Genomic DNA, 15,001 nt, shown 5'->3' with positions numbered 1-15,001 from the left:
GGAACGCACACCGACCGCCGGTTTCTTGAAGGGCTGACGCTACATGGACAACGAGGACAAGCTCCGCGACTACCTCAAGCGGGTCACCACGGACCTGCGGCAGACCCGCCGCAGGCTGCAGGAGGTGGAGTCGCGGGAGCACGATCCCATCGCGATCGTCGCCATGGCCTGCCGCCTTCCGGGAGGAGTGCGCTCCCCCGAAGAACTGTGGCGGCTGGTGGCCGAAGGCACCGACGCCATCGGGCCCATGCCGACCGATCGCGGCTGGGACGTGGAGAAGCTCTACGACCCGGACCCCGACCGGGCGGGCAGCAGCTATGTCCGACAGGGCGGCTTCCTCTACGACGCCCCGGAGTTCGACGCCGGATTCTTCGAGATCTCCCCGCGCGAGGCCCTCGCCATGGACCCGCAGCAGCGGCTTCTCCTGGAGACCTCCTGGGAGGTCTTCGAGCGTGCGGGCATCGACCCGACATCGGTACGCGGCAGCGAAGCCGGTGTCTTCGTCGGGTCGAGCAATCAGGGCTATGCCGCTTCCGCCGACGGGAGCACCACCCCGGAGGGCGTCGAGGGCCATCTGCTGACCGGAGGATCGGCAGCCGTCCTCTCCGGACGGCTCGCCTACAGCTTCGGCCTGGAGGGGCCGGCGGTCACCGTCGACACCATGTGCTCGTCCTCGCTGGTCGCCCTGCACCTGGCCGTCCAGGCGCTGCGGCACGGAGAGTGCGAGATGGCGCTCGCGTGCGGAGCGACCGTGATGTCCTCGGCACGGAACTTCGTGGAGTTCAGCCGTCAGCGAGGGCTCGCGCGGGACGGGCGGTGCAAGCCGTTCGCCGCGGCCGCCGACGGCACCGCGTGGGGCGAAGGTGTCGGCGTCCTGCTGCTGGAGCGCCTGTCGGAGGCCCGCCGCAGTGGCCATCCGGTGCTGGCGGTGATTCGCGGCAGCGCCACCAACCAGGACGGTGCGTCGAACGGCCTGACCGCGCCGAACGGGCCTTCGCAGCAGCGGGTGATCCGGGCCGCGCTGGCCAATGCCGGTCTGTCGCCCACCGAGGTGGACGCGGTGGAGGCGCACGGTACGGGCACCACGCTCGGCGATCCCATCGAGGCGCAGGCCTTGCTCGCCACGTACGGCAAGGACCGGGACGAGGACCGGCCGCTCTGGCTCGGCTCGTTCAAGTCCAACATCGGGCATACGCAAGCCGCCTCCGGCATCGCCGGAGTGATGAAGATGGTGCAGGCGATACGCCATGGCGTACTGCCGGCGACGCTCCATGTCGACATGCCGTCACCGCATGTGGACTGGTCGAAGGGGAACGTCCGTCTGCTCACCGACGAGACGGCGTGGCCCGAGACGGACGCGCCCCGGCGGGCCGGTGTGTCGTCATTCGGCGGCAGCGGCACCAACGCGCATGTCCTGCTCGAACAAGCGCCGGCGGAGGAACCCGCCGAACCCGCCGAACCCGCCGACGAACAGACCGCAGCCTCCCCCGCTCGGGACGCGGCGCCCGCCGCGCTGCCCTGGGTGGTTTCCGGGCGTTCCGCGACGGCCTTGCGTGCGCAGGCAGACCGACTGGCGTCGTGGGCGGATACCACCGGACAGTCGCCGGCGGACACGGGACATGCGCTGGTGGCTTCGCGTACGGCCCTGGAGCACCGGGCCGTGGTGGTGGGATCCGACCAGGACACGCTGGTCGCCGGACTGCGTGCCGTGGCTGAGGGCGAGACGCCCGCCGGTGCGGTGGTGGGCGATGCGGGAGCCCTGGAGGGCGACGCCGATGTGGTGTTCGTCTTTCCGGGGCAGGGGTCGCAGTGGGTGGGGATGGCGGTGGAGTTGTTGGACTCCTCGCCGGTCTTCGCGGCCCGGTTGGCGGAGTGTGAGGTGGCGTTGGAGCCGTTCACCGACTGGTCGCTACGCGAGGTGCTGCGTGCGTCCGAGGGATCCCCGGGCCTGGACCGGGTCGATGTGGTGCAGCCGGTGTTGTGGGCGGTGATGGTCTCGTTGGCGGAGGTGTGGCGGGCTCATGGTGTGGAGCCTGCTGCGGTGGTGGGGCACAGCCAGGGGGAGATCGCCGCGGCCTGTGTCGCCGGGGCGCTGACTCTGGAGGACGGCGCGCGGGTCGTGGCGCTGCGCAGCAAGGCGATCCGTGCGTTGTCGGGCCGTGGCGGGATGGTGTCCGTGGCCCTGTCCTCGTCCGAGGTCGCGGAGCTGATCGAGCCGTGGGACGGTCGGGTTTCGGTTGCGGCGGTCAACGGTCCGACATCCGTGGTGGTCTCCGGTGACGCGGACGCGCTCGATGAGCTGAGGGATGTGTGCCGGGAGCGCGGGATTCGTGCGCGTCGCATCGACGTGGATTACGCCTCGCACTCGGCTCATGTGGAGTCGATCCGCGAGGAGTTGCTTGAGGTTCTGGCACCGGTGGTGCCCAGGGCGCCCGAGGTGCCGTTCTTTTCGACGGTGACGGGGGAGTGGCTGGACACGGCGGAGATGGACGCCGGGTACTGGTTCACGAATCTGCGGCAGACGGTGCGGCTGGAGCCCGCGGTGCGTGCGCTGTTGGCGTCGGATCATCGGGTGTTCGTGGAGGTCAGTCCGCATCCGGTGCTGACGATGCCGGTGCAGGAGACCGCTGAGGCGGCGGGTGCGGATGCCGTGGTGACGGGGACCCTGCGCCGCAATGACGGTGGTCTGTCGCGCCTCTACACCTCCCTCGCCGAGCTGTATGTGAACGGCGTGGGGGTGGACTGGTCCCCAGTGTTCGCCGCTCCCCGGCCCGGGGTCGTCGAGCTGCCCACGTATGCGTTCCAGCGTCGGCATTACTGGCTGGAGTCGGGTCAGTCGTCGGTGGACGGTGCGGTCGATCCGGTGGATGCGCGGTTCTGGGAGTCGGTGGAGCGTGCGGATCTGGAGGGTCTGGCGGCGACGTTGGGACTGACGGATCCGGGGGCTTTGCGTGAGGTGTTGCCGGCGTTGTCGTCGTGGCGGCAGGGCCGGCAGCGGCGGAGCACGGTCGACGGCTGGCGCTACCGGATCGCTTGGCGGCCCCAACCCGAGTCGCAACAGGGCAAGTTGGAGGGCGTCTGGCTCGTCGTCGTGCCCGCCGGCCACCTGGACGACGGCCTCGTGCGGGCCACTCTCCAGGGCATGGGGGACAGCGGCGCCGAGACCGTGCTCCTCGTCCTGGAGGACTCGACCACCGACCGCCAAGGCGTGGCCGACCAGCTGCGCGACTCCCTCACGACCGGTGCCCCCAGCGGCGTTGTCTCCTTCCTCGCCCTGGACGAGCGGCCACTGACCGGGCACCCCGAGGTCACCGTGGGACTGGTCCAGTCCGTGGCCCTGATGCAGGCGCTGCTCGACGCCGCCGTGGAGGCTCCGCTGTGGCTGCTCACGACCGAGTCCGCCGCCACCGGTTTCACCGACGACGAGGTCCGGCATCCGCTCCAGGCAGCCGTCTGGGGCCTGGCCCGGGTGTTCGCCCTGGAGCACCCCAAGCTGTGGGGCGGCCTCGTCGACCTGCCTGCCGCACTGGACGACCACGGGGCGGCCCTGCTGTCCGGGGTCCTCGCCGCGGGAGGGGAAGAGGATCAGCTCGCCCTCCGCGGCTCCGCGCTCCTCAGCCGTCGGCTCACCCGGGCCCCTCTGGACGGCGGCGAGCCGGCCACCCCCTGGCGTACCAGTGGAACCGCGCTGGTCACCGGCGGTACCGGAGGCCTCGGTGCGCACACCGCCCGGCTGCTCGCCCGTAACGGCGCCGAGCATCTGGTGCTGACCAGCCGCCGTGGCCCGGACGCACCGGGCGCGGCCGAACTACGCGACGAACTCGCCGAGTTGGGGGCGCGAGTCACCATCGCCGCCTGCGATGTGACGGACGCCGACGCGCTGGCCGAGCTGGTCACCCAGGTCGAGGCCGACGGCCCGGCCATCCGCTCCGTCGTGCACACCGCCGGAGTCGGTCTGCTCGTGCCGCTCGCCGACACCACACTGGAGGAGTTCGCTGAGGGCGCTCGCGCCAAGCTGCTCGGTGCCCGCAACCTCGACGCGCTGTTCGACCGCGACGGACTGGACGCCTTCGTGCTCTACTCGTCCGTCGCCGGCACCTGGGGCAGCGGAGACCACGGTGCCTACGCCGCATCGAACGCCTACGTCGATGCGCTCGCGGCACACCGCCGCGCCCGCGGTCTGACGGGTACCTCGATCGCATGGGGCATCTGGAGCCCGGAGGGCGGCGGCATGGCCGTCGATGTCGTTCAGGAGCAACTGCGCTGGCGCGGTATCCCGTTCATGCCGGCGCTCCTGGCCGTGCTGGGACTCCAGCAGGCGCTCGACCACGATGAGACCTTCCTCGCCGTGGCGGACATCGACTGGGAACGCTTCGTCCCCGTCTTCACCGCCGCGCACCGCCGCCCGCTGCTGCACGAGATCCCCGAGGTGCTGCGGGCACTAGAGGCCGACGAGGTCAACACGGACGCCGCCGAGAGCACCTCCGAGGTGCTCCGCTCCCAGCTCGCCGGGCTGGTACCCGCCGAACGCGAGCGGCAGCTCTCCGACCTCGTACGCAAGCAGGTCGCGGCCGTGCTCGGATACGCGGACACGTCCGAGGTCGAGGTGGGCCGTGCCTTCCGTGAACTGGGCTTCGACTCCCTCACCGCGGTCGAGCTGCGCAACCGGCTCAACACAGCCACCGGACAGAAGCTCCCCGCCACCGTGGTCTTCGACCATCCGAACGTGAAGGCGCTCGCCGGGCATCTGGAGACCACCCTGGTCGGTGCCGGCGGCCCGCTGTCCGTACCGTCCGCCGCCGCGGACACCGCGGACACCGCGGCCCCCGTCGCACCCGCAGACGACGACCCGATCGCGATCGTGTCCATGGCTTGCCGCTATCCGGGAGGCGTACGGTCGCCCGAGGACCTGTGGCAGCTGGTGCGGGACCGGACGGATGCCATCTCGGAGTTCCCTGCCGACCGAGGCTGGGACCTCGATGGGCTCTACGACCCGGACCCGGACCGCACCGGTACCTGCTACGTCCGCGAAGGCGGATTCCTCGACGCAGCCGGTGACTTCGACGCCGAGTTCTTCGGGATCTCGCCGCGCGAGGCCCTCGCCATGGACCCGCAGCAGCGGCTTCTCCTGGAGACCTCCTGGGAGGCGATCGAGCGCGGTGGCATCGACCCCGGATCCCTGCGCGGCACCCCGACCGGCGTCTTTTTCGGAGCCGCCTACCAGGGATACGGCAACGGCGAGGCCCCGGAAGGGCTGGAGGGGCACCTCATCACCGGAACGGTGACCAGCATCGCCTCCGGCCGTATCTCCTACACGCTCGGACTGGAAGGCCCCGCGATAACGCTGGACACGGGCTGTTCGTCCTCGCTGGTGTCGCTGCATCTGGCCGTACAGGCGCTTCGCTCGGGTGAATGCTCCCTGGCGATCGCCGGCGCCGCGGCGGTGATGAGCGAACCGATCGGTCTCGTGGGCTTCAGCCGTCAGCGGGGGCTGGCGCGCGACGGCCGGTGCAAGCCGTTCTCGGCGGCGGCCGACGGTATGGGCATGGCCGAGGGCGTCGGCGTGCTGCTGGTGGAACGCCTGTCGGACGCCCACCGCAACGGGCACCCGGTGCTGGCGGTCGTCCGCGGAACGGCGATCAACCAGGACGGTGCCTCCAACGGCCTCACCGCCCCCAACGGCCTCTCCCAGCAGCGGGTGATCCGGGCCGCCCTGGCCGATGCCGGTCTGTCGGCCGGTGAGGTGGATGCGGTGGAGGCGCACGGCACGGGCACGTCGCTGGGCGATCCGATCGAGGCGCAGGCGTTGCTGGCCACCTACGGGCAGGAGCGGGAGGCGGACCGGCCGCTGTGGCTCGGCTCGGTCAAGTCGAACATCGGGCACAGCCAGGCAGCCTCCGGCATGGCCGGGATCATGAAGATGGTGCAGGCGCTACGCCACGGCGAGATGCCGGCGACGCTCCACGCCGATGAGCCGTCGCCACACGTGGAGTGGCCGTCGGGCGCGGTGGAGCTGCTGACCGAGGCCCGGCCGTGGACGGTGGAGGACGACCGTCCGCGCCGCGCCGGTGTCTCGTCCTTCGGTGTGAGCGGGACCAATGCGCATGTGATCGTCGAGCAGGCGGAGGAGTCCGAAGGTGCTGGGCCGGCTGATGTAGAGGCCTGTGCTCCGGTGTCGGGTGTGGGTGTGGGTGTGGTGGTGGTGCCGTGGGTGCTGTCGGGTCGTTCTGCGGGTGCGTTGGCGGGGCAGGCGGAGCGGTTGGTGTCGCGGGTGGCGGGGTCTGGTCTGTCGCCGGTTGATGTGGGTTGGTCGTTGGTGGCGTCGCGGTCGTCGTTCGAGCACCGGGCGGTGGTCGTCGGATCGGAGATCGACGAACTGGCGTCAAAACTGGGGGAGTTGAGTCCAGCTGCTGCGGTGAGTGATCCGGGCAGGACGGTGTTCGTGTTCCCGGGGCAGGGGTCGCAGTGGGTGGGTATGGCGGTGGAGTTGTTTGATTCCTCGCCGGCGTTCGCTGAGCGGTTGGCGGAGTGTGGGGCGGCGTTGGAGCCGTTCACCGACTGGTCGTTGAGTGGTGTGTTGCGTGGGGTGGAGGGGGCGCCGGGTCTGGACCGGGTGGATGTGGTGCAGCCGGTGTTGTGGGCGGTGATGGTGTCGTTGGCGGAGGTCTGGCGCGCCCATGGTGTGGAGCCTTCGGCTGTCGTCGGCCATAGCCAAGGGGAGATTGCCGCGGCATGCGTCGCCGGAGCGTTGACTCTGGAGGATGGCGCGCGGGTCGTAGCCCTGCGCAGCAAGGCGATTCGTGCGCTGTCCGGGCATGGCGGGATGGTGTCCGTGGCCGTGCCCTCGTCCGAGGTCGCGGAGCTGATCGAGCCGTGGGACGGTCGGGTTTCGGTCGCGGCGGTCAACGGCCCGTCGTCCGTCGTGGTCTCCGGTGACGCAGATGCGCTGGACGAGCTGATGGAGGGCTGCCAGGAGCGCGAGATCAGCGCGCGTCGGATCGAGGTGGACTACGCGTCGCATTCGGCTCATGTGGAGTCGATCCGCGAGGAGTTGCTGGAGGTCCTGGCGCCCATCGTGCCCCGGGCTTCTTCCGTGCCGTTCTTTTCGACGGTGACGGGGGAGTGGCTGGACACGGCGGAGATGGACGCCGGGTACTGGTTCCGCAATCTGCGGCAGACGGTGCGGCTGGAGCCCGCGGTGCGTGAGCTGCTTGCGCTGGATCATCGGGTCTTCGTGGAGGTCAGCCCGCACCCCGTCCTGACGATGCCGCTTCAGGAAACCGTCGAGGCTGCCGGTGTGGAGGCGGTGGTGACGGGCACGCTGCGCCGGGACGACGGTGGTCTGTCGCGGCTCTACACCTCGCTCGGCGAGCTGTTCGTACACGGCGTGGACGTGGACTGGTCCCCGGCGTTTGCCGCGCATCGTCCGCAGCTCGTGGATCTGCCCACGTACGCCTTCCAGCACCGCCGCTACTGGCTCGAATCGCACAAGCCCGCAGCAGGGCCGGCCGCTTCGGGACTCGTCGACGCCGGATTCTGGGAGACCATCGAGCGCGAGGACGCGGACGCCCTCGCCGAGACGCTCGGGCTGTCCGACGACGGTGCGCTGCGTGAGGTCCTTCCCGCGCTCTCGCTGTGGCACAAGCAGCGGCAGCAGCGGAGCACGGTCGACGGGTGGCGCTACCGGATCGTCTGGAGGCCCCAACCGGAGCCCGAGCGCGCCAGCTTGGACGGTACATGGCTGGTCGTCCTACCCGACGGCCACCAGGACGCCCCCGTGGCCGAGGGGGTCGTCCGCGCACTTCGAGCGGGCGCCGCGGACATCAGGACCCTGACCGTCGGTGCGGAGGACGGCGACCGGGAACGACTGGCGGGCCGACTGCGCGACGAGGCCGGGACGGCGGCCGGGCCGGTCGCCGGGGTGCTCTCCCTGGTGGCTCTGGACGAGCAGCCGTGGGCCGCCACGGAGACCCTGCCGGCCGGGCTGGTCCTGATGACGTCGCTGCTGCAGGCGCTCGGTGACGCCGGGATCGACGCTCCGCTGTGGTGTGCGACCCGTGGCGCGGTGTCGGTGAACCGTGCCGATGCCCTCGACCACCCGGTGCAGGCCATGGCGTGGGGGCTGGGCCGGATCGCCGCCTTCGAATATCCGCAGCGGTGGGGCGGACTCATCGACCTGCCGGGCGAGTTGGACGACCGGGCCGGCCGACGACTGGTCGCGCTGCTGGCGCAGAACCCCGGCGAGGACCAGCTGGCGTTGCGTGGGTCCGGCGTCTTCACCCGCCGGATGCTGCGGTCGCTCCCGGGGGACCGGCCGGCCGGGGAGGGCTGGCGGCCGCGTGGCACCGTCCTGGTCACCGGTGGGACGGGCGCGTTGGGCGGGCACCTCGCCCGCTGGCTCGCCCGCAACGGCGCGGAGCATCTCGTACTCGTCAGCCGTAGGGGCACTGAGGCGCCGGGCGCCGCCGCACTCGTCGAGGAGCTGGCCGCGCTCGGAGCGCGGGCAACCGTGCGGGCGTGTGATGTCAGCGACCGGGCGGCGGTGACGGCACTCCTCGCGAGCCTGCCGGAGGAGCAGCCGCTGACCGCGGTGGTGCACACGGCAGGAGTCCTCGACGACGGGGTGATCGACCAGCTCACCCCGGACCGCGCCGAGACCGTGTGGGAGCCGAAGGCGGGGGCCGCGTTCGTCCTCCACGAGGCGACCCGGCACCTGGACCTGTCGGCGTTCATCCTGTTCTCCTCCATGGCGGGCACGCTCGGCGGGCCCGGCCAGGGCAGCTACGCGGCGGCGAACGCCTGTCTGGACGCGCTCGCCCTGCAGCGCCGCGCCGAGGGACTGCCCGCGACGTCGATCGCCTGGGGAGCCTGGGGCGGCGGCGGTCTGGTGGGAGAGGAACTGGCGCAGCGGCTCCGCCGTGACGGAGTGCCGCCGATGGATCCCGACCTGGCGGTCTCCGCCCTGCAGACGGCCCTGGACCAGGGCGAGACGTTCCTGGTCGTCGCGGACGTCGACTGGCGCAGGGCCACGGCCCGACGGGTTGCCGCGGTGAGTGAGCTGCCCGAGGTCCAGGCGTCGGTCGGCGACCGCACCGAGGAGTCCGCGGTGCGCGGTGACGCCGCGCCGCTCGTCGTACGGCTGCGGGATCTCGCGCCGGGGGACCGGCGTGCGGCGCTGCTGGACGACGTACGGGCCGCGGCCGCCGCCGTCCTCGGCCACGACCGGCCCGACGCGATCCCCGCCGACCGGGCGTTCCGTGAGCTGGGCTATGACTCGCTGACCGCCGTCGAGCTGCGCAACCGGCTTGCCGAGGCGACCGGTCTGCGGCTGCCGGTCACCCTGGTGTTCGATCATCCGACGGCGGCCGCGCTCACGGCGTTCCTCCACGACGGACTCTTCGGCGCGGAGCCGGAGAGCGCGGCCCCGGCCGCACCTGCCGTTCCGGTGGACGACGATCCCGTCGTCATCGTCGGGATGAGCTGCCGCTACCCGGGCCGGGCAGACTCCCCCGAGGAGCTGTGGCGGCTGGTCGACGAGGGCACCGACGCCGTCTCGGGCTTCCCCACCAACCGCGGCTGGGACATCGAGCGGCTCTACGACCCGGACCCCGACAAGCCGGGCACGTTCTACGCCCGCGACGGCGGGTTCCTCTACGACGCCGACCACTTCGACCCGGCGTTCTTCGGGATCTCACCGCGTGAGGCGGTCGCCATCGACCCTCAGCAGCGGCTCCTCCTGGAGACTTCCTGGGAGGCGATCGAACGGGCGGGCATCGACCCGGAGCTGCTCCGTGGCACGGCGGCCGGCGTCTTCGTCGGTTCGAATTACCACGACTACGGCTCCCGTGTGCGCACCGCTCCGGAGGGCATGGAGGGACATCTGGCGACGGGCAGCGCGAGCAGTGTCGCCTCCGGCCGTATCGCCTACACCTTCGGTCTGGAGGGACCGGCCGTCACGGTGGATACGGCGTGTTCGTCGTCGCTGGTCGCCCTGCATCTGGCGACCCAGGCCCTGCGGTCCGGGGAATGCACGCTCGCGCTGGCCGCCGGTGTGACGGTGATCTCGACCCCGCAGACCTTCATCGAATTCAGCAGGCAGCGGGCACTCGCTCCCGACGGCCGCTGCAAGGCGTTCTCGGCGGATGCCGACGGCGCCGGGTGGGCCGAGGGCGTCGGAGTCGTCCTGCTGGAGCGGCTGTCAGAGGCCCGCCGACGCGGGCACCCGGTGCTGGCCGTAGTCAAGGGCACGGCCGTCAACCAGGACGGCGCCTCCAACGGACTGACCGCGCCCAACGGGCCCTCCCAGCAGCGCGTCATCCGCCAGGCGTTGGCCAACGCGGGACTGTCCACGGGCGACATCGACGCCGTCGAGGCCCATGGGACCGGCACCCGGCTCGGCGACCCGATCGAGGCGCAGGCGCTCCTCGCCACCTACGGCCAGGAACGGCCCGCGGAACGCCCGTTGTGGCTCGGCTCGGTCAAGTCGAACATCGGCCACACCCAGGCCGCGGCCGGGGTCGCCGGAGTCATCAAAATGGTGCAGGCGATGCGGCACGGAGTGCTGCCGCGCACCCTCCACGCCGCGCAGCCGTCGCCGCACATCGACTGGTCGGCGGGGAACGTGCGGCTGCTGGGCGAGCCGCAGGAGTGGACACCGGGCGCCGGTCCGCGCCGGGCCGGTGTCTCCGCCTTCGGCATCAGCGGGACCAACGCGCATGTGATCCTGGAGGAGCCCGAGCCCGAGCCCGAGCTGGTGGTCGTCGAGTCCGACGTCACCCCACAGGGCCTTCAGCCGGAGACCGCGGGCGCGCCGACGGCCGTAGTCCCCTGGCTGCTGTCCGCCCGGGGTGCCCCGGCCCTGCGGGCCCAGGCCCGGCGGCTGGCGGAACACCTCGCCCGCAACCCCGAGCTCACCCCTGCCGATATCGCGCTGTCCCTGGCCACCTCGCGCACCGGATTCGAGGACCGGGCAGCCTTCCTCGGCCAGGACACCGGTGAACTGACCGCGGCACTCCGGGTGTTCGCCGACGGCCGGGAGCACCCACGGGTCGCTGTGGGCCGCGCCCGCCCCGGAAAGCTGGCCTTCCTCTTCCCGGGGCAGGGATCGCAGCGCGCCGGGACCGGACGGAGCCTCTACGCGACCCATGACGCCTTCGCCGACGCCCTGGACGCGGTCTGCGCACACCTGGACGGCCACCTCGACCGGCCCCTGCGCGAGGTGCTCTTCGCCCGGCCCGGCACACCCGAGGCGGACCTCCTCGACCGGACCGTCTACACCCAGGCCGGTCTTTTCGCCCTCGAAGTCGCCCTGTTCCGGCTGCTCGAAAGCTTCGGGGTGCACCCGGACCTGCTGCTCGGCCACTCGATCGGTGAACTGGCCGCCGCACATGTCGCCGGGGTGTTCTCCCTGGCGGACGCCTGCCGTCTGGTCGCCGCCCGCGGCCGGCTGATGCAGGCGCTGCCCGCCGGCGGAGCCATGGTGTCCGTCCATGCGGCGGAGGAGGACGTACTGCCGCTGCTCGCACCGTACGAGGGCAGGGTCGCGGTCGCCGCGGTCAACGGACCGGCCGCCACCGTCCTGAGCGGCGACGAGGACGCCGTCACCGAGGTCGCCGGGCACCTGGCCGCCGCGGGACACCGGACCAAGCGGCTGCGGGTCAGCCATGCCTTCCACTCGGCCCGCATGGACGCGATGCTTGACGAATTCGCCTCCGTGGCAGCGGAGTTGAGCTACCAGCCGCCGGGCATACCCGTCGTCTCGAACGTCACGGGCCGCCCGGCCACGGCCGAGGAGCTGTGCAGCCCCGACTACTGGGTGCGCCACGTACGGCAGGCGGTCCGCTTCCACGACGGGACCCGCACCCTGGAAGAGCTGGGCGCGCGGACACTTCTCGACCTCGGGTCCGGGGTGCTGACCGCCATGGCGGACGAGTGCCTGACCACGACGGACGGGATCTTCCTCGGTGCGCTGCTGCGCCGGGACACCGAGGAACCGGAGTCGCTCACCACCGCCCTCGCCCAGCTGCATCTGCGGGGCCACGGCCCGGACTGGGAGCGCTGCTTCGCGTCCTCGGGCGCCCGGCGGGTGCCGCTGCCGACCTACCCGTTCCAGCGGCAGCGGTACTGGCTGGAGGCCGCTGACCCGGCCGACGTCTCTGCCGTGGGGCTGGAGGCGGCCGGGCATCCGCTGCTCGGTGCGGCGGTGCCGCTCGCCGGTTCCGGCGGTGCCCTGTACACCGGGCTGCTCTCGGCGGGGCGTCAGCCGTGGCTGGCCGACCACGCCCTGGACGGCACGCTGCTGTTCCCCGGCACCGGGTTCGTGGAACTGGCGCTCCAGGCCTGCGCACGGACCGGCGCCGGCCACGTGGAGGAACTCACCCTGCAGGCCCCGCTGGTGGTCCCGGAGGACGGCACGGTGCAGCTTCAGGTCACCGTCGGGGAGGCGGACGACTCGGGCCGTCGCCCGCTGTCCGTGCACTCGCGCCCCGCGACCGGCACGGACGACGAGGAGCAGCCCTGGACCCGGCACGCCGAGGGCGCCCTCGCCGACGGCCGGCCCGGGACCGGGACGCACACCGACGGCCAGCCCGAGGCCGGGATGCCAGCCGACGGCCGGCCCGGGACCGGGACGCCCGCCGACCTCACCGCCTGGCCCCCGCCGGGTGCCGACCCGGTCGACATCTCCGACCTGTACGAGCGCACCGCCGCGAACGGCTTCGCCTACGGACCGGCCTTCCGCGGTCTGCACGCCGCCTGGCGCCGGGGCGAGGAAGTGTTCGCCGAGGTCACCCTGCCCGAGCAGTACCGCGACACCGGCTTCGTGCTGCATCCGGCGCTGCTGGACGCCGCGCTGCACACGGTCGCCCTGGCCGCACCCGACACCGAACGGGCCGTGCTGCCCTTCAGCTTCCGGGCGGTCACCGCGGCGGCCGCGGCCTGCCCGGACACCGTGCGGGTCCGTCTCGTCCGACAGGCCGACGACACCTATGGAGTGCAGCTGGCGGACGCCTCGGGCACCCCGCTCGCCGCGATACCGGCATGCGTCCTGCGGCCGGTCGACCCCGCGCAGCTGGCCGCCGCCGGACCGAAGCCGGCCGATCTGTACCGGATGGACTGGGCGGACCTGGCGCTGAGCGAACTTCCGGCCGAGCCGTATGCGGTCATCGGCACGGAGGTACCCCAGGTCCCCGGTGACCACAGCGCCCGGCACCCGGATCTGTCCGCGCTGACCGCGGCCGTCGACGCCGGGGCCGAGGTGCCCGCCACGGTCCTCATCGGCTGTCTGCCGGCCGAGGGCGATCCAGCCGAGGCCACCCGACGGGCCGTACACCACGCACTGGACCTGGCACAGGCCTGGCTCCGCGATGAGCGGTTCAGCGCCTCGCGGCTGGTCCTGTGCACCCGCAACGCCGTGGCGGACCGGGCGGGCGCGGCGGTTCCCGGACTGGCGCAGTCCGCCGTCTGGGGCCTCATCCGCACCGCCAAGGCCGAGAACCCGGGCCGCTTCGCCCTGCTCGACCACGACGGCACGGCACGGTCAGCGGCCGCGCTGCCCGCTGCCCTGGCGACCGGCGAACCCGAGATCGCCCTGCGCGAGGGCGGTGCCCGGGTGCCGCGTCTGGTGCGGGCCCGGGCGGCCGAGCCGTTCCGCGGCCTCGGCGCCGACGGCACGGTGCTGATCACCGGGGGCGGCGGCATGCTCGGCCGGCTCGTCGCCCGTCATCTGGTGGCGGCTCATGGCGTACGCAGTCTGCTGCTCGCCAGCCGTCGTGGGCGGACGGCGGAGGGGATGCCCGAACTGGAGAAGGAGCTGCGCGAATTGGGAGCCGAGGTCGACATCGCCGCCTGCGATCTCACCGACCGGGCCGACACCGCCCGGCTGCTCGCCTCCGTACCCGCCGAACGTCCGCTCAGCGCGGTGATCCACACCGCGGGCGTCCTCGACGACGGGGTGCTCGGCTCCCTGACCGCGGACCGTATGGACACCGTGCTGCGGACCAAGACCGATGCCGTACTCCACCTCGACGAGCTGACCCGCGACCTCGACCTGACGGCGTTCGTCCTGTTCTCCTCGCTCGCCGGGACCTTCGGCGGGGTCGGACAGGGCAACTACGCGGCGGCCAACGCGTTCCTCGATGCCTTCGCCCACACCCGGCGGGCCGCGGGCCGTCCCGCCGTCTCCCTCGCCTGGGGCCTGTGGGCCGAACGCAGCGGGATGACCACCAAGCTGGACGAGACCGACCTCCGCCGGATGGCCAGGGGCGGGGTGCGCCCCATGCCGTCGGACCAGGCACTGGCGCTGCTCGATGCCGCACTCGCCACGGGCGAGCCGTTCCTCGTCCCGGCCCGGCTCGATATGGCGGCGCTGCGGACCGCGTCCGGCGAAGTGCCCCCGCTGCTGCGGTCGTTGGCCGGTCCGCGGCCCCGTCCTTCGGCCGGCCGGCCGGGCCCCGCGCCTTCCGCCGAAGCCGATCAGCTCGGCACCCGCCTCGCCGCGCTGCCGGAGAGGGACCGGCGCCAGGCGGTGCTCGATGCCGTCCTGGGGCAGGCCGCGCTGGTGCTGGGCCATACCTCGGCCGACGCGATCGACCCCGAGCGCGGCTTCCTGGAGCTGGGCTTCGACTCGTTGACCGCCGTCGAGCTGCGCAACCGTCTCACCACCGTGACCGGGACCAGGCTGCCCGCGACCCTGCTGTTCGACTACCCGGAACCGGGCGGCCTCGCCGACCATCTGCTCGGCAGGCTGGGCCCGGTGGTGGAGCAGCGATCGGCCCACGGGGACCCCGCATCCGGCCCGCTCGACGCCTGGGAGGCACAGACCGAGCGGCTCATGGGCGACACGGCCGCCAGGGCCTCGCTGCGCAGTCGGCTGCAGGGACTCATGGACCGGCTCGACAGCCTCTCCGAGGACCCGGACGCCGGTCTGGAGAGCCGGCTGGACCAGGCATCGGACGACGAGCTGTTCGACTTCATCGAGCAGGAACTCGGCGGGTCATGACGG

The 15,001-nt window shown here is 72.4% G+C and carries 1 protein-coding gene; it reads left to right on the top strand.

The window, feature by feature from the left end; translation table 11 throughout:
• Positions 1–43 precede the first annotated feature (43 nt).
• Complete coding sequence (locus NUT86_RS03390) at positions 44–14,998, top strand: type I polyketide synthase (RefSeq protein WP_274733301.1); 14,955 nt, start codon at positions 44–46, stop codon at positions 14,996–14,998.
• The last annotated feature ends 3 nt before the right edge of the window (positions 14,999–15,001 follow it).

Origin of the sequence: Streptomyces sp. G7(2002), assembly GCF_028870195.1 — a bacterium.
GTDB lineage: Bacteria > Actinomycetota > Actinomycetes > Streptomycetales > Streptomycetaceae > Streptomyces > Streptomyces nigrescens.
The sequence above is the reverse complement of the archived record's forward strand: the minus strand, read 5'-3'. Positions and strand labels throughout refer to the sequence as shown.

Coding starts and splice junctions, on each gene's coding strand:
- NUT86_RS03390 (WP_274733301.1), top strand. CDS start 44: ATGGACAACGAGGACAAGCTCCGCGACTACCTCAAGCGGGTCACCACG.